Below are 16,944 nucleotides of genomic sequence, written 5' to 3' on the forward strand. Positions count from 1 at the left end.
GACCCTTCCTCAACCAGCAAGATCGCCCGTGAATGGTTCCAGCACGCTGCCGGGAAGGGTGAACAGGCGCGCATTCTGGGTATAGAGGACAGCGGCCTCCACCCGGCGGCCTGGGTAGATCACTTCCAGCGCGGCGACATAGGCGGCCATCTGCCGCAAGGTCGTTGGGGGCACGTCTTCGACCCGCTCCGGCGGACGGCGGGCGGTTTTGTAGTCGACCACCCGCACAACCTCGTCCGTCACCAGCAGCCGGTCCACAGAGCCTGCGACCACCGCTCCGCCGACGACGGCCGAGAACGGCACCTCCGCCAGCGCGCCTGGGCCGAACACCTCAGCGAACCCTGGCTCCTGCAGAACCGCCAAGGCGCAGCGCACGACCTCATCCCGCACGTCCTTCGGCAGATCAGCCGCCTGACGGTCCATCCACATCCGGGCGCGCTCGTCCCGCTCGGCCGCCTCCACGTCAGGCAGCCTTTCAAGCAGCCGGTGGATCATCACCCCACGGCGGGCAGCAACGGCCCCCGCGTCTGCCGCAAACGGTGGGTCCGGCGCTTCCATGTCCCCGAGCCCTGACGGCGCGAGAGGGCGCGGCGGACGCGGTTCGGGCGCCACGGGACTCAGCAGCCAGTCAGGCACCGCCGGCGGTACAATTTGCGCGGCACGCGGCGCCGTGCTGACGGGTGCCGGCGCGACGCCCCATTCCAGGCGAGCGCCCCAGATCGCGTCTTCCACCGGCTCTTCCCGGAACAGCGGCCGCAGGCGGGCGTACCAGCTGTCGGGGTGGGGCTGCCCCTTTTCCCGCGGCGTCAGCGATCCACCGATGAACAGCGCCTCCTCGGCCCGAGTCATAGCGACATACATCAGCCGCCAATGTTCTTGCATAAGGGCAGCGGTCGCGGCCGCGTATGCGGCGGCGACCGGGCCCACGCGTTCGTCCTTTCCGAGCGGCGGCAGTGGAACGGGGGGCGAGGCGTCGGCTGACGGCGGCAGCGGTTCGGTCAAAGTCAGCTGACCCGCGCCGCCCGGAACCCCGGTTGCATCGGCCAGAACCACGATCGGCGCCTGCAACCCCTTGGACCCGTGCACGGTCATCACCCGCACCTGGCCGCCGGCCTCGCTCGCCTCGCGCTTCAGCTCTCCGTCGCCTGCGTCGAACCAGTGGATAAAGCCCTGCAGGCTGATGAACTGGGTCGCGCCGAACGCCTCGGCAGCGTTCAGCAGCTCGTCGATCGGATCATTCGCCTCGTGGCCCAGACGCTCCACCAGACAACGGCGGCCCGACCACGGTCCGACCAGGATCCAGTGCAGCAGGCTGAGCGGTGTTTCATAGTCCACCCTCGCGAGCAGGTCGCGCAGTTGCGCGACCGTCGCTTGCACCGCCGGCTCCTTGCTGTCGCGCAGGTGGTGCCACAGGGGCACGCCTTCCGGGCGATAGCCGTAGCTGAGCAGATCATCCTGTGTCCAACCCAGCAGCGGAGATACTAGCAGCGCTGCCAGTGTGAGATTGTCGAGCGGCTGCGCGCCGAACCGCAGCGCCGCCATCAGATCGCGCACCGCCAGCGGATTGCCCAGCCGCAGCCGGTCAACCCCGGCGACCGGAACTCCCCGGGCATGCAGCCGCGCCACGATCAGCGCGGCGAGATCGCGCCGCCGCTGCACCAGCACCATGATGTCGCCCGGCCCGGCGTTGCGGGCCACTGCGGGCTTGTGCAGCGGATATCCGTCGCGCAACCACCCGGCGATCTGTTGCGCCAGCCGGTCCGCCATTTGCCGGTCGTGCTTGGCAAGCCAGTCCTGTTCGCCTTCGTCCGCCTCTTCATCGCCATCGCCGCCCGTCGCAACAGGGTTCCAGAGGGTCACGAGACCGGGCCGTTCCATGCCGCGGTGCGGCTCCGCTGCGTGATCAAGTCCGAACTCCTGCGGACCTACCGCGGCTATGGCCCGGTCCACAAATGTCAGGATCGGCGCAGCCGTGCGGTAACTCTGGTCAAGGTCGTAGTCCTGAAGATAGCGCGGCTGGGGTCCGCCGCGCAGTTGTGCGGCAGCCTCCGCCGTGCTGGCCATCCATCCGGCCACCCGGTCGCGTGCCTCCGCAAAGTTGCGCGGCGACGTCCCCTGAAAACCGAAGATCGCCTGTTTGTAGTCGCCAACTGTGAAAATGGTGCGGACCTTGCCGTCCTGCGCGCCTAATCCGCTGAAGAAATCATCGATCAGAGCGTAGATGATCGCCCACTGGTCCGCGTTTGTGTCCTGCGCCTCGTCGATCAGGACATGGTCGAACTGGCGGTCCAGCTTGTACCGGATCCACGCCGCCATGTCGCTGTCCTCAAGAAGCCGCGCGGCGAGACGGATTTGGTCATCGAAATCGACCAGGCCTTCCCGCTCCTTTGCCTCCTCCCACCGAAGCGCAAAGCTGCGGCCCAGTTCCAGCGCCGGGGTGAGAAAATCGGCCAGCGCGAGAAGGCTCAGGAACTCGCGTATGCCGCGCACCGCCTGCGCAACATCGTGCAACCGCGCGCCGAATTCCGGATCCCCCGCCTCGATCTTGGCAAAGGCGCGCGGCTCCCCATCCTTTCTGAAGATTGTGGTGTTGAATTCGTCCAGCGACGCCAATCGCGCCGCAGGTTCTTCCGCCAGCCAGCCGTCGATGAAGGTTGCTGCAGACAGTCCCGTCTTTGTGCCCCAGCCACGCAACGCCTCGCTGATCTGCCGCAAATGACCTACCGGAAAGCGGTCATCGGCGCACAATGTGGCCGCATCGATCAGCGTTGCCGTAGCGGGCAACCCCAGTGTGCGGTGCACGCGGTCGCGGAATGGCGGCACCCAGGCGTTCGGCCCGCACCAAAGATCGATGGCTTCGGCACAGCGCATCAGCCACTTGCGCACCCCGTCCGGGCCGTAGCGACAGCTATACGCCTCGATCGCGGTCAGGGTGTTCACGTCGTCGTGCCGCTCGGCCTCGGTCAGCATATCGGCAAGCACCTGGCGGGAGAGCAGGTCGCGCTCGCGATCCTCCATCGGGCGGCTGCCGGGCGTCAGCCGTGCTTCTTCAGGAAAACTGGCCAGCAGATATTGGGCGAAGGCATGGATCGTATCGATGCGCAGTCCACCGCCCGGCGTATCGAGCACGTTGGCAAACAGGGACCGCGCACGATCCCGCGTGGCCTGATCGATGGGCGCGCCGACAGCGATCAGCTCTGCGCCAAGCTCCTCATCCGGCAGACGTACCCATCGCGCCAGAACCTCGTTCACCCGCACCGCCATTTCCGCCGCACCTGCCTTGGTGAAGGTCAGGCAGAGGATTTCTTCGGGCCGAGTGTCCGGTCTCAGCAACAGGCGCAGGACGCGGGCGGACAGAACCTGCGTCTTGCCCGTGCCCGCCGAAGCGGACAGCCAGACGCTTTCCATAGGGTCGACGGCTGCGCGTTGTGCGCCTTCCAGCCGATAAACCCTCCCGCTCATGCGGCCGCCTCTCCCGCGGCAGAAGGTGCCTCGGCAATCGCCTGCCACTCGTCCAGCCGCATCAGCTGATCGTAATCATTGTAGCCCTGGTAATCGGGTTCCAGCCGGGCGGTGAATGGTTCATCGCCCTTGATCCAGCGCGTGATCGCGTCAGCGAGGTATTGCTCTGTGAGCGGCAGAAACTGTTCCGGTTCAAGCCCCGTCTTCCTGCTTCCGATCTTCAGCGGTGTGTCGACGAAGCCAAAGCCTGTCCGGCTCTTTTCCGATCGGGCAAGTGACCAGTATTCAAAACACTCAGGCTCCCCCTGAACGCCATCAAACCCGCCACTGCGCGCGATCAGGCCAATCAGGCCGAGTTGCAGGGCGAACCCTTTTGCCACCATCTGCCGGCTGGGCGGGCGACCGGTCTTGTAATCCACTACGGCCAGCGTTCCGTCAGGCATCCGGTCGATCCGGTCGGCGCGTCCATGTATCTGCACGTCAAGGTGGCGCATTTTGCCGCGCTGCTCCACTGCAATTGGGGTGCGTTGCGGCTCGGCCGCTATCGAACTTTCCACCCAGTCCAACGCAGCAAGAAGGCGTGGCCGCCACAATCCACGCATGACGGGATGGGCGTTCATCTCCTCAAGCACGCAGGACGCAATCGGCCGAAGCCTGGCTGCCGGATCGCTTTTGCGCGCCGCGTGCCAACGCTCCAGGATCTTGTGCGCCAGCTCGCCCTGCCACGCCGGGCTCGGCTCGGCGTCCATTCGGTCCAGAGGTCGCAGTCCGAGAATGGCGCCGGCGTAGAACTGATACGGATCGCCGCGCAGCCGGTCGAGCGCGGTCACGGCGATTGCCACGCCGCGCTGCTGGGCGGTCGGGCGCGGCGCGGGGCGCGGGTACGGCTTGGGCGATGCCCTTGGCGCATCGACCGCTTCGCCGAGCAGCGGAGTACGCGCATCAATGTGCGCCTCCGCCTGCTCGCCCAGCAGAGCCTGAACGCGCAGCAGGAAGCGCGACGGGATAGCCGGACCGCTCGCATCACGGCGGGCGCGGCTCAAAACTACTTCACGCGCGCCCAACGCTCCGGCGAGATCGTGGGCGGACAGGCCGATACGATGATCAACGCCTGGCACGCCAAGCGCCCGTAGCACCGCCGGAGCGAGCAGCGCGTCGCGTGCTGCCGGTGATGCCCAGGTGCCTTCGTTGAGACCTCCGCAGATGACGAGATCGGCACGGGTCATGCGCGCCTCGATGAGGCCGTAGATCGCCACCCGGGTATGTCCCAAGTATGGCGGGCGCACGGCAATGCATTCCATTTCATCGCGCAACGCCGACGCCAGATGCCGCGGGGCAAGACGGGTACCGGCCGCGCGTGCGTGTTCGCGCAGCGCTTCCACAAAGGTGGACAGCGCTCGTCCATCTTCCCGCGCCCACAGATCCAGTCCGCAGAACGCCTCCGCGATTCGGGCGAGGCAGTCGACCTGATCGGCCAAGGGCGCTTCCTCTTCGCATGCGCAGGCGAACAGGGCATTCAGCCGGTTTTCTACCGCACCCCACCAATCCAGCATTGCGGAGTGGTCCTCAAGGCGGGTGAGTTGTTCAACGATGCGCCTGAGCGGCGGCAGCCCCGGCGCGGGTCGCGGTTTGCGCAGAGCCAGGTCCAGTTCGCGCGTAAACGCCAGCCATTGCCGCCGGTCCGTCCCTGCACCCACCAGCGGATGCTGCAACAGCGCGAGCAGCGGGACCGGCGCAGCCTGGTCCGACGCGACACGGGCGAGCAGCAGGAACAGCCTGCCTGCGGCGGTGTGCGTCAGCGGTTGCCCGGCGGAGTCATCGGCGGTTATGTTCCAGCGGCGCAGATGCTGCACCACCCTTCGCGCGAGCGACCGGTCTGGCGTGATGATGGCGACACGCTTCTCCGGCTCCTCCAGAGCCTCCCGCGCCAGCACCGCGATCGCCTGAGCCTCGGCGTCGGGGTTTGCGGTCTGCATGGTCCTGACGCCGGCCAATCGTCTCTTGCCGGCCGGAAGATCGACCCAGATGCGGCTGGCGACCGGGGGCAGGAACAACGCGCTGATCGCTTGTGTCCGTTCTGGCGGCGCGGCTCGGACACCGCGCCGGTGCCATTGCCGCACCTCTTCGCGCGCCACCCCCATCCGGTTGAGGAGCAACTTCAGATGGTACTGCGGGTGCGTCACGGCATCACCCCTGGCAAAGACGTGTTCACCTTCGCCCGGAGCGCAGCCAGCGCAGCCCAGCTCATCCCAGACCTCCGGCCTCAAGGCGAGATCGAGGTCGGGCAGAATCACCGCCCCTTGCGGCAGGTCCGCAACTGCCCGCAGCATTCTGGCAAGTGCGGGCGCGGCGCTGGTGACGCCGGCTGCGACCAGCGGCCTGTCGGTCGGCCGCTCCCGCCAACAGCGAACGGCGTGTGCGAACAGCAGATTGCGGCGCTGCGCCGCGTCCACCATCCCCCACTGCCTCAATTGGGCGAGCCACCGGTCCTGCACGCCGATGAAGGTGCGCAGCGACCGCTGCCAGTGGGTGGAAAGATTGCCTAGAAGGTCAAGCACTAGCGGCCCGACCAGATCGTTGGGCGCGATTTCCTCGACCAGCAGCCGGTCCATGGTCTGTCCGATCTGTCGCGCCATGCGCAGGCGCGCCGCGCCTTCCGGAGCGTTCCGCCCCATCTCCTCGGCAAGAAGATCGGCCAGCATGAGCCATCTGCGCATCGGATCGACGGCAGGGGGAATGTCGGCGGCACCCAGAGGGTCGAGCAGGCTGCCCAGCGTTTCGTCGAGATCGAGATCGCCGACCACTGCCATGCGCGGCAGCAACAGCCCGCCGCGCCCCTGGGCACCGTACAGCCGCGTAAACGCCTCGGTCAGTACCCTTTGCGACCGGCGACTGGGCAATAACAGGGTCAGGCGCGCAAGACCCAGACCTGGCTCCTCGTAGCGCGGCACCAACCCTGCAACCAAGGCGTCGGCAAAGCCGCGATGAGCAGCGATGGAATAGACGGTGGGGCCGGGGCGCTCAGGCACTCGCCAGCGCCTCCTCCGTTGGCTTGATTGCTTCCGGCGTGCCGACCTCGAACCAGAGACCGGAGAAGGCGACGCCGAACAGGCGGCCGTCCTCCATCGCGCGGTTCCACAGAACGTTGGTCGAGAACGGTCCTTCCGGCGCGTCGCGAAGCAGGCGGTGCGAAACCAGCTGGATCCCGGTATAGATGAAGGGCGCAACCCGGCCGGGCAGCCGTCGGGACAGCCCGCCCCTTGCATCCATTGAAAAGTCGCCCTGCCCCCGGAACCCCGCCGCACGGCCGTGTTCAACGACCAGCAGCAACGCATCCATCTCGTCGGACCGCCACCGCCGCGTCAGCTCCGTCAGCGCGCTGGTCGGACCGTCTAGCCAGATGTTGTCCGAGTTCACGCAGAAGAACGGATCGGGAAGATGTGGAAGTGCCCGCACCATTCCCCCGCCCGTTTCCAGCAACTGATCGCGTTCGTCTGAAATCGTCACCCTGGGGCGGGCGCGGTCAGCCACATGCGCTTCCAGAGCATCGGCGAGGTAGTGGACGTTGACGACCGCCCGGGCAATCCCCTCGGCCGCCAGCCGATCCAGCGCGTGGTCGATGAGCGGTTTGCCCGCCACCCGCACCAATGGTTTGGGCTGAGTCGCGGTCAGCGGCCGCATCCGTTTACCAAGGCCGGCTGCCATGACCATCGCCGTGTCGCTGGCAAGGTTCGCGGTCATGGCAACGCGCCTCCGCCTTGTCGGCGGATGTCTGGCGGGATGTTGCTGGCAAACCAGTCCGCCACGGGGCGCAAGGCCGGATGACGCAAATCGCGCTGAAGTAGTTCCCACACGCGCGGAATCATGGACAGGTAGCGGGGCTTGCCGTCGCGGCGGTCCAGACGGGCGAAGATGCCGATGATCTTGGCGTTCCTCTGCGCCCCCAGCCGGGCGTAGTCGGACCGGAAGTCCTCGCCCGGCTGCACGGCAGCGATGTAGCGGTCCAGCATCGCCGACTCGAGCTCCTCAGCCACATCCCGGCGAGCATCCTGCAGCAGCGACACGAGATCATAAGCACGATGACCCACCAGTGCATCCTGGAAGTCGATGATTCCCTGCCCGCCAGCGGGCGGCAACATGATGTTTTCGGCGTGGTAGTCACGCAGCACGGTCACACCTGGCTGCTGCCGTTCCAGCAGCGGTTCGAGCACGACAGCCCACGCCGTTGTCCAGCTGGCGCGGTCGACCTCAAGCCCGTTCGCTGGACAGAACCATTCGACGAGGAGGTCCACTTCGCGCATGTATGTGGCAAAGTCATAGGGCGGGAAAGGTCCGGCCCCGTGACCCTGCAACGCAATCAGCGCGTCCACGGCTTCGCCGTAGGCGGCGCGCTCCACGGTACTGTCCGCGTCGAGCCGTTCGCGCAGCCGGTCGTCGCCGAAATCTTCCAGCAGGATAAAGCCCTGCGCGGCATCCTCGGCAATAATCATCGGCGCGCGGATCTCCCGCTCCAGCAGCCAGCGGCCCACGTGGAGAAACGGGGCCGGATCCTCGTGCGGAGGCGGCGCGTGCATCAGCATCGCTGAGGCGTCGTCCCGCCAGATCCGGTAGTACCGCCGGAAGGAAGCATCGCCGGGCAACGGCCGCACCGCCGTGGCCGGCCAGCCCGCGCGTTCGAGAAAGGCAGCTGCCCCTTCAGGTAACTCAGTCAAAGCTTGCGTCCTTCCCAGTCGGTCCCGCGGGTCACGATTGCGGTTCTCCCCCCGTTCTTCAATAGCAGCTCTATGCTAAGGCAGCCCGGCTCGTGGCCGAAGCCGCCGACCCGCTCCGGCCATTCCGCGATCAGGGCGGCATTCTCCCTCAGGCTCGACAGACCCAACTCCTCCAGTTCCCCAGCATCTGCAAGGCGATAGAAGTCGGAGTGGATAACCGTGAAATCGACAGCTGGCGGTTCATACAGTTCCATGATGGTGAAGGTTGGCGACGGAACCTCCCCGGCGTACCCCGCCCCGTTCAGAATGGCGCGAGCCAGAGTGGTCTTGCCTGCCCCCAATGCCCCGGACAAGGCAATCACGTCGCCCGGCCTCAGCACGGCTGAAACTGCGCGGCCCAAGGCTGCCATCGCGTCCAGATCGGGCAGGTCGAGTGTCATCACTGCAGCGGCAAAGTTATAGTGACAGTGGTGCCGACGTTGGTCCGTGATTGAAAGTCCACACTGCCGCCATGCGCCTCGATCAACTGGCGGGCCAGGGGTATGCCCAGCCCCTGTCGCCGCTCCACCCCCGACCCGTCGGTCAGTGGCCGCAGTCCGTCGATTGCACGGGCAAGTTCCGCCTGGCTCATCCCTTGGCCATTGTCGGAAATGACGATCCGGACGGTGTCCCCCTTCTCCTTGAGTTCGATATGGATGCGGCCGCCCCGGGGTGTTGCCTTGAGGGCATTGTCCAGAAGGTGGCTGATCGCGCGGCGCAGCTGCTGCGGGTCAGCTGACACCGTCCGGCCGGGATTTCCCCTGAGATCCAGCTTCTGTCCGGCAGCCACGATGTCGCTTTCCCGGGCACGCACCGTCTCCGTCATGAAAGGCAGCAGATCAACGGGCTCCTTCGACAGCGGCAGAAGTCCCGCCTCGCTCTGCGACAGGTGGAGAACATTTTCCACCTGGTCTATCAGCCGCCCCGCGGCATCCCGGATAGCGGTCACGTAATCCTGCGCCGTTTCTGTCAACGGGCCCGCCGACCCGCTTGCCAAGAGTTCGGCAAAGCCGCTGATCGAGGTGAGCGGCGTGCGGAATTCATACGACATGTTCGCCAGGAAGCGGGTCTTCACCGCGTCGGCCTCTTCTAGCGCCCTCGCGCGCTCCTGCAGGGCGGCCTGGGCCTGCCGCGCGGCGGTGACGTCCAGCACCGTCAGCATTCCGTTGCCGTCGGGCAGCGGCATGCCTGCATACTCAAGCGTGCGCCCGTCGGCCATGTCCACCCGGCCATGCCGCTTTTGCCGGTCGAGGGTGGCGGCGCGAATGGTGGTGCCTATGACCTTGGCCTGCTTCGCATTGCGCAGATTGGGCGCGATCGCCGCCAACAATTCCTCGGCCGCCGGATGTTGCTCAAGCAGTTCAGGGTCGAGCCCCCATGTCCCGGCGAAGCTACGGTTCCACTGCTCGACCTTTCCGTTGGGCGCAAACACCGCCAGCGCTTCGTAAAGGTTGTCGAATGTCGCACTGCGTGTACGCAACAGCGTGTCGCGCATGGCGGACATGGCAAGCTGTTCGGTCCGGTCTTCCGCGATAACGACCAGGCCGCCATCGGGCATTGGCTGGGCAATAACGCGCAGGTGCGTCTTGTCCGGCAATGGCCAGGCCTCTTCCCGGGCCGAGCTGAGCGCAAACCAATCCGCCAACTCGCGCCGCCATGACGGAAAGTCGCGCACCACCGGAGTGCGGTTTGCGTCTCTCGCCAGCGAAAGGACCTGCTCGAACGGCAGGCGATCCGATACCGCCGCGGGAGGCAGCGCGAATGCGCGGTAAAACGGCTGGTTCGCGAAAGTCAGCCGGCGCTGGGGATCGAACTGGGCGACGCCGACCGACAACTGGTCCAGCATCTGCCGCTGCGCCTCGCGAAAGGCGCGGAACTGGCGCGACTGCTCCTCCATCTCCTCGATGTCGATGGCATAGCCGGCTATACCTTCCGCCCCCAGCGGCAGATCAGTGACCCTGAGCGATCGGCGTTCCTGCCGCACAGTGGCCGCCACTATCCGTTCTATCGGAGCACCCTTGTCGGCTGCCTGCTGAGCGGTTTGAGAGGCGCTTCGACCCCCCTGCGGCTCGACCAGCTCGATCTGCTCGGCGATCACGGCTTCCGCATTCGGCGCGTTCACCGCTTCGATATAGGCGCCGTTGACCAGCCGCAGGCGAGCATCGGGGCCGCGAAACCACATCGGCATCGGCGCAGCCTCAATCAGGCCAACCAGCGCGGCGAAGTCGCCGCGCGCGCGGTCCGCTTCCTGCCTGAGGTAGTTCAGTTCCTCATGACTTTCGGTGAAGTCGAACACCCACACGAGAGCCGCCGCGCTGGGGTAGATTTCCGGGTCGGCGATCACGCCGCGCAGTGACAGGGTGCGCTTGGACCCTGGCGGCGTCAGGGCCAGCTTGAACGGCGCGGCGGTGCGCTGCGTCCGGCGCACCATGGTGGTGAGTTGCTCCACCTGCGCTTCGGTCAGACCGCTTTCGCCGTCGCCCGCCAGCTCGGTCAAGTATTCCGGCATCCGTTCAAGACCCAGCCAGCGGGCGAGCCGTTGCGGCGCCTCAACGCGCCCATCAGTCCGGACAAGAAGCGGAACGGCAGGCGCCTCCTCAAGGATCCGTGACAGGCGGACCACAGCACGGCGCGCCGTGTCCGCCCCAAGTACCCGGGCGTTTGCCCGGATCATCAGCCAAGCCGCTCCGGCTGTCCACAACGCCAGCAGGAGGCCGATCAGCACAAGCACAGTGGCGGAGATTTCCATCCCCTAGCCGCTATTCACCACCGCCGGCCTCCGCAAGAGGCAAGCGCGAGCGGTTCAGTAACGGTAGTGCTCCGGTTTGAACGGACCTGCTTGCGGCACACCGATGTAATCCGCCTGTCGCTGGCTCAGCTGCGTCAACTGCACACCCAGCTTCTCCAGATGCAGCGCCGCCACCTTTTCGTCGAGATGCTTGGGTAGCACGTACACCTGGTTGCTGTATTCGCCCGCCTTTGTGAACAGCTCGATCTGCGCGAGCACCTGATTGGTGAAGCTCGCGCTCATCACGAAGCTGGGATGCCCGGTCGCGCAGCCCAGGTTCACCAGCCGCCCTTTGGCCAGGATGATGATCGACTTGCCGTCCGGGAAGGTGACGATGTCGGTCCCTTCCTTCACTTCCTTCCAGTCGTAGTTCGACAGGGCGCTGATCTGTATCTCGCTGTCGAAGTGGCCGATGTTGGAGACAATGGCCATCGGCTTCATCGCCTTCATGTGCTCGGCGGTGATAACGTCCTCGTTGCCGGTCGCGGTGACAAAGATGTCGGCTCGCTTCACGGCCTCTTCCATCGTGACCACTTCGAACCCGTCCATCGCTGCCTGCAACGCGCAAATGGGGTCGATTTCCGTCACCATGACCCGGGCGCCGCCGTTGCGCAGCGAAGCCGCCGAACCCTTGCCGACATCGCCATAACCGGCGACGCAGGCCACCTTCCCGGCCAACATAACGTCGGTCGCCCGGCGGATCGCGTCGACCAGCGATTCCTTGCAACCGTAAAGGTTATCGAACTTCGATTTGGTGACGCTGTCATTCACATTGATCGCGGGGAACGGCAGCTTGCCCTGCTTGGCGATCTGGTACAGCCGCATCACGCCCGTGGTCGTCTCCTCGGAAACGCCGCGAATGTTCTGCACCGACTTGGTCAGATAGCCGGGGCGATCGGCGACGAACGCCTTCAAAGCTCGCTGAAACTCGATCTCCTCCGCGTTCTGCGGGTCGGGCAGGGTTTCGCCCGCTTCGATACGTGCACCCCAGAGAGCGAACATGGTCGCATCGCCGCCATCGTCCAGGATCATGTTGGCGGTGCGATCCCGGTCCTCGTCGGTGGACCAGTCGAAGATGCGGCCGACATAGTCCCAGTAATCCGCCAGGCTTTCGCCCTTGATGGCGAATACCGGCACCCCGGTATCGGCGATGGCAGCGGCCGCATGATCCTGCGTCGAAAAGATGTTGCAGGTGGCCCAGCGCACGTCCGCGCCGAGAGCGGTCAGGGTTTCTATCAGCACGGCGGTCTGGATGGTCATGTGGAGCGAGCCGGTGATCCGCGCCCCCGCAAGTGGCTTGGCCACCCCATATTCCTCGCGCAGCGCCATCAGCCCCGGCATTTCGGTTTCGGCAATGGCGATCTCATCGCGGCCGTATCGGGCAAGGCCGATATCCTTGATGACGTAGTCGTTCGTGCTGGCGTCGAGCGTGCGGGTCAAAGCAAATCCTTTCAAGAAACCGCCTGCGGCAAGCAGGCCGGCCGCGGCATTGTTGGCGCCGCCACTAGCGCCAGGGCGGAAGGAGGGCAACCGGAGCACTCCGCTTGCTTTGCCCGGCGGCACCTTTATCTGGTCGGCCAGGTACAACCCTTCAACCAGAGGAACTCCAGACAATGGCAATCAGCGTAGGCGACAAGCTCCCCGATGTGCAGCTCGTGAAAGCGGGTGAAAACGGTCCGGAAAAGATCCAGACGGCCGAGTACTTCGCCGGCAAGAAGGTCGCGCTTTTCTCCGTTCCCGGCGCCTACACACCCACCTGCTCGGCCAAGCACCTGCCCGGCTTCATCGAACAGGCCGGCGCGTTGAAGGGCAAGGGTGTGGACGAAATCGCCTGCACCGCGGTCAACGATGCTTTTGTCCTGTCCGCCTGGCGCAAGGAAAATGGCGCGGACGCGGTTACCATGCTGGCCGATGGCAACGGTGACTTTGCCGAAAGCCTCGGTCTCACAATGGATGGCAGCGGCTTTGGCATGGGCAAACGGGGACAACGCTGGTCCATGATCGTCGATGACGGCGTCGTACGCGAACTCAACGTGGAGCAGCCGGGCGCCTTCGAGGTGTCGAGCGCGGAGCATCTGCTGGGCCAATTGTAAAAACTTCACCGTCTCCCGCTGGCACTCCGGAAGCCTTTTCGGGCGAACGCCAGCGGGAGATGCTACACCAGCCACCCCTGCTGGACAGGGGATCTAGTGCAGAGGTCACTAAGTGCGAAGGGCACGCACCGCTGTCTCGCAGCCGCCCTAATACCCCATCAGGCTGAGCACTTCCTTCCGGCTGCGCTCGTCCTCCAGGAATGAGCCGAGCAGCTTGCTCGTCACCATCTGCACGCCCGGTGTCCTGACCCCGCGCGCGGTCATGCAGGCGTGGCTTGCCTCGATCACCACCGCGACCCCGTGCGGCCGCAGATGATCCCAGACGCAGTTGGCGACCTCCGCCGTCAGACGCTCCTGTATCTGCAGCCGGCGGGCAAACCCGTGGAGCACGCGGGCAAGCTTGCTGATGCCCACCACCCGATCGCGGGGCAAATAGGCGATGGCCGCCTTGCCGATGATGGGCGCCATGTGATGTTCGCAATGCGACTGGAACGGAATGTCCCGCAGCAGCACGATCTCGTCATAGCCGCCCACTTCCTCGAACACGCGGGAAAGGTGCACGGCAGGATCTTCGGTGTAACCCAGGCAGTATTCGCGCCATGCCCGCGCTACCCGCGCCGGCGTGTCCCGCAACCCCTCGCGTGTTGGATCGTCGCCCGCCCAGCGGATCAGGGTGCGCACCGCGTCCTGCACCTCTGCGGGCACCGGCGGCTTGCCGCGCTGATCGTCTTCGTCGGGTCCGACCAGACTGCTCATCTTTTTCTCCTCAGTCGCTCCCGAATGCGGCGCAGGCGCGAACCTTCACGAAACAGCCCGCCTTTGGCAAAGGGTTCAAACATGTCCTCCGGCCGTTCTGGGTCGAGCAGAGCTGAATCGGCCAACGTCTCTTCCACCGCCGTCAGTTCCGGCGGATGATAACGCCGCAACGTCCGGCGGGCGCCCGGTTGTTCTGCGGCCTTTTCGATGAAGGCCCGCAGCGATCCGGCCTGTTGTACCAGGGCGTCTACATCCTCCTCGGGAACATCGCAGTGTTCGGCCAGCAGGGAATGACGCAGCTTCCTGATGGCCGGGCCACAATGCCCGTTCGCCGGACGCGCGCAGTCGATGCTGACGTCGCATTCGCTGTCGAGGCCAAGCGACCGGTTGTTCATGTTTGCCGAACCGATGCGCAGGATCTCATCATCCACTATGCAGATCTTGGCGTGGACATAGATCGACGTCTCGCCTGTGAACGGCATCCACAGCGAAAATCGTCCGTGCCGGTCGGCCGCCTCGATCGTGCGGACCAGCTGCGCGCGGGCATGGTCCATCGCCTGCTGTTCCAGCCATCCATCGGCATGGGGCGGGTGGACGATGACAATCTCCGGCGGATCATCTTCGGCAAGACGCTTGACTATCGCCTCGGCGATGGCGCGCGAGGCAAAGTACTGGCTTTCGGCGTAGATGAACCGTTTCGCCCGGCCGATGTGGCGGACGAACAGTTGCTCGATCTCGTGGACGGCCTTCCAGTTCCGATAACAGGCGCGAGTGCGGCTGATGGCGACTTCCACGTTCTCGAACTGCACGGCCAGATCGTCGGGCCACAGGCTTTCCGATGCGGGCGTCACTTCATCCAGTGGCTTGCCGCCCGCCCTGAGCCAGCGATCCTCGCCCAGTTCGGCCAGATCGCGCGCCACCGGGCCTTCCAGCATCATGGTGGCGTCGTGCCAGGGGCCATGCCGCTTGCCGCCCGGCAGCCTGCGGCGGCGGTCATGTTCCAGATGTTCCCGCGTGTCCCAGCGTTTCACTGTCATGTCGATGCCCCCGCACACCGCCAGTCGATTGTCGAGCACCACGATCTTCTGGTGATGCGAACAGCCGATCGGATGCGCGTTGTCGAACTTGAAGTCGATCTGCCGGTGCGGCCACCACCGCACAAGGTCCATCCACATCGCCCCGCGAAAGACGAACTGGAATACGCTGATACTCCATTTGAGGATACGGATTTCAAGCTCAGGTCGATGCCGGACCAGCCACACGAAGAACCCGCCCAGCCGCGACGGATACCCGCCTCGCCTTCCCTTCTGATACCACCGCCGACCCCTGGCGAGGTGAATGCGCGTGTCGAAATCCCACCCAATCAGGAAGATCCGCCGGCGCGCCTTCAGCATGGCCTGCTGCATGACGGCGAAGTAATCGGCCGCGTCGACGATCACGCTGACCCGCTCTGCCTTGGTATAGCGCCAGACGCCTGGCTCTATCCCGTCGGCAAGACGCGATACCTGCGATGAGTCGTCCTTATCCGAGCCGAATATCACCCTCACCCTCCCGCTGGCGGGCAAACACCGCCGCAACCTTGTCGGGAGACAGCGGGGGCACGATAATGTCAAGCATGGATACCCCACTGCTCCACGGCCCGGATGCCGCCTACTTCATGGCGCAGGCCCGCGCGGTGCTGGACGCGCTGCCCGCTCACTTCCGAGCACAACTGACCGACATCGCGCTTGAGGTGGCCGAGTTTGCCACCGCGGATCAGCTGGCGGCGGTGGGCCTGGCGGACAAGTGGGAGCTGTCGGGCCTCTATCATGGCCGACCCTTGCCGGACCAGTCGATCTGGTCCTCGGGCGACCTGCCGCCGACCATTTCCCTGTTCCGGCAACCGCTTCTTGCCGAATGGCACGAAACGCGGGTCGAACTGGATGACCTCATCCGCCATGTGACAATCCACGAGGCGGGGCACCACTTCGGCTTTTCCGACGACGACATGCACTGGCTGGAAGAAGAGGCATAGCTCCCGCGCGAGCCGCCTTGTCGCAGCGGGGCGGAAGATGTTGGGGAAGTGGCGCGCCCGGAAGGATAGGCTTTCGCTGGCGCTCCAGCCGTCTCCGCTTCGCTTCGACTCCGAACCGTTCGAACCTGCCAAAGGCAGAACCAGAAAGAGCCACCCCAGCGGGATGGCTCTTTCTGGCGCGCCCGGAAGGATTCGAACCTCCGACCGCCCGGTTCGTAGCCGGGTACTCTATCCAGCTGAGCTACGGGCGCGCTATGCGGCGGCACATACGGGCGCCTGTCCGGCTTGGCAATCCCCCGTGTTCATCCGTCACAGGCTTTCTGCATCGCCAGCAGCGCCCGGTCGAGCGGAGGCATCGGCAACGCCCGCATCTCGGTATCGCTGAACCAGCCGACCGCGCCGCCTTCCAGCGCCTGCGGCTCCCCCTGCCAGCGATTGCAGCGGTAGAGCAGCAGCAGTATCGCAGACTGCGCGCCGTCCGCCGCGCTTTCTGCAAACCCGGCGGGATGGAAGTCGCCCGGTTCCGCGGTGATGCCCAGTTCCTCGGACAGTTCGCGGGCCAGCGCCTCGCGCGGCGTCTCGCCCGCCTCCAGCTTGCCGCCGGGAAACTCCCACAGCCCGCCGTGATGCTTGTGCGCCGGACGGCGGTGGAGGAAGTGGCGGTTATCCGGGCCGACCAGAGCGGCGGCGGTGACGATCATCATGCGAATGCGGACTGGCTTTGACCGGGCGCAAAAGCAAATCTTAACTTCCCGCGCCTATGCTCGTGCCGCCGGTGCATCCGCGCTGGTCGAGGGGGAGCGGCTGATGCCGGCATTACTGAACCGTCTGGTCGACGACACATCAGGCGCGACTGCAATCGAGTACGGGTTGATCATCGCGCTGCTGTGCGTGGCGATCATTGGGGCTCTGTCCAGCTTCGGCGGCAGCGTGAACAATATGTGGGATCTAATCAGTACCCGCATCACCGTTGCCATCGGCGTCTAATTTTCCTTCCCTTAAACATTTCTCAAGAAATCTGTTGCAGAACGACTTCAGCCAGAACCGGGAACAGCGGGCACGGCGGGGTAGATTAAACCA

Annotated in this window: 13 protein-coding genes and 1 tRNA gene; 3 read left to right on the forward strand and 11 right to left on the reverse strand. The window is 65.4% G+C overall.

Annotated elements, in window-relative coordinates; all coding sequences use genetic code 11:
* Positions 1–9 precede the first annotated feature (9 nt).
* Genes addA through ahcY form a run of 7 tightly spaced genes read right to left on the reverse strand, consistent with a single transcriptional unit; the run spans position 10 to position 12,441 of the window.
* A complete protein-coding gene (gene addA, locus LHJ54_RS11445) occupies positions 10–3,462 on the reverse strand; it encodes a double-strand break repair helicase AddA (RefSeq protein WP_228244032.1) in 3,453 nt (1,150 codons plus the stop codon).
* On the reverse strand, positions 3,459–6,491 hold the full coding sequence (gene addB / locus LHJ54_RS11450; protein ID WP_228244033.1) for a double-strand break repair protein AddB: 3,033 nt from the start codon (positions 6,489–6,491) through the stop codon (positions 3,459–3,461). Before addB ends, addA begins: the two co-directional genes overlap by 4 nt.
* The gene (locus LHJ54_RS11455; protein WP_228244034.1) at positions 6,484–7,203 is read right to left on the reverse strand and encodes a nucleotidyltransferase family protein; all 720 of its coding nucleotides are present in this window, start codon (positions 7,201–7,203) and stop codon (positions 6,484–6,486) included. Before LHJ54_RS11455 ends, addB begins: the two co-directional genes overlap by 8 nt.
* A complete protein-coding gene (locus LHJ54_RS11460; protein WP_228244035.1) occupies positions 7,200–8,174 on the reverse strand; it encodes an aminoglycoside phosphotransferase family protein in 975 nt (324 codons plus the stop codon). Before LHJ54_RS11460 ends, LHJ54_RS11455 begins: the two co-directional genes overlap by 4 nt.
* Positions 8,171–8,614, reverse strand: a complete 444-nt coding sequence (tsaE, locus tag LHJ54_RS11465) for a tRNA (adenosine(37)-N6)-threonylcarbamoyltransferase complex ATPase subunit type 1 TsaE (protein WP_228244036.1) — start codon at positions 8,612–8,614, stop codon at positions 8,171–8,173. The genes LHJ54_RS11460 and tsaE overlap by 4 nt, the downstream gene beginning before the upstream one ends.
* On the reverse strand, positions 8,614–10,962 hold the full coding sequence (locus LHJ54_RS11470) for a PAS domain-containing sensor histidine kinase (protein WP_228244037.1): 2,349 nt from the start codon (positions 10,960–10,962) through the stop codon (positions 8,614–8,616). Before LHJ54_RS11470 ends, tsaE begins: the two co-directional genes overlap by 1 nt.
* Positions 10,963–11,016: 54 nt before the next feature.
* A complete protein-coding gene (gene ahcY / locus LHJ54_RS11475; protein ID WP_228244038.1) occupies positions 11,017–12,441 on the reverse strand; it encodes an adenosylhomocysteinase in 1,425 nt (474 codons plus the stop codon).
* A 173-nt stretch (positions 12,442–12,614) separates the two neighbouring features.
* On the opposite strand from ahcY, the gene LHJ54_RS11480 reads away from it, so the two are divergent.
* Positions 12,615–13,094: a peroxiredoxin gene (locus LHJ54_RS11480; protein ID WP_228244039.1), complete on the forward strand. Its 480-nt coding sequence runs from the start codon at positions 12,615–12,617 to the stop codon at positions 13,092–13,094.
* A gap of 147 nt (positions 13,095–13,241) precedes the next feature.
* Here the strand turns inward: LHJ54_RS11480 and folE are convergent, their stop codons facing one another.
* Together folE and LHJ54_RS11490 are read right to left on the reverse strand one after the other, a co-directional pair.
* Positions 13,242–13,850, reverse strand: coding sequence for a GTP cyclohydrolase I FolE (folE, locus tag LHJ54_RS11485; RefSeq protein ID WP_228244040.1), 609 nt, complete (start codon positions 13,848–13,850; stop codon positions 13,242–13,244).
* On the reverse strand, positions 13,847–15,397 hold the full coding sequence (locus tag LHJ54_RS11490; RefSeq protein ID WP_228244041.1) for a phospholipase D-like domain-containing protein: 1,551 nt from the start codon (positions 15,395–15,397) through the stop codon (positions 13,847–13,849). Before LHJ54_RS11490 ends, folE begins: the two co-directional genes overlap by 4 nt.
* Positions 15,398–15,465: 68 nt before the next feature.
* On the opposite strand from LHJ54_RS11490, the gene LHJ54_RS11495 reads away from it, so the two are divergent.
* Positions 15,466–15,864 carry a metallopeptidase family protein gene (locus LHJ54_RS11495; protein ID WP_228244042.1) on the forward strand — a complete coding sequence of 133 codons (399 nt, stop codon included), beginning with the start codon at positions 15,466–15,468 and terminating at the stop codon, positions 15,862–15,864.
* 174 nt (positions 15,865–16,038) lie between these two features.
* Here LHJ54_RS11495 and LHJ54_RS11500 read toward each other — a convergent pair.
* Together LHJ54_RS11500 and LHJ54_RS11505 are read right to left on the reverse strand one after the other, a co-directional pair.
* Positions 16,039–16,115: transfer RNA gene (locus tag LHJ54_RS11500), tRNA-Arg, on the reverse strand.
* 51 nt (positions 16,116–16,166) lie between these two features.
* The gene (locus LHJ54_RS11505) at positions 16,167–16,568 is read right to left on the reverse strand and encodes a (deoxy)nucleoside triphosphate pyrophosphohydrolase (RefSeq protein ID WP_228244043.1); all 402 of its coding nucleotides are present in this window, start codon (positions 16,566–16,568) and stop codon (positions 16,167–16,169) included.
* Here LHJ54_RS11505 and LHJ54_RS12775 point away from each other — a divergent pair.
* Positions 16,555–16,851, forward strand: coding sequence for a Flp family type IVb pilin (locus tag LHJ54_RS12775; RefSeq protein ID WP_228244044.1), 297 nt, complete (start codon positions 16,555–16,557; stop codon positions 16,849–16,851). The genes LHJ54_RS11505 and LHJ54_RS12775 overlap by 14 nt on opposite strands.
* Positions 16,852–16,944: the final 93 nt, after the last annotated feature.

This window comes from Porphyrobacter sp. GA68 (assembly GCF_022605525.1).
GTDB lineage: Bacteria > Pseudomonadota > Alphaproteobacteria > Sphingomonadales > Sphingomonadaceae > Qipengyuania_B.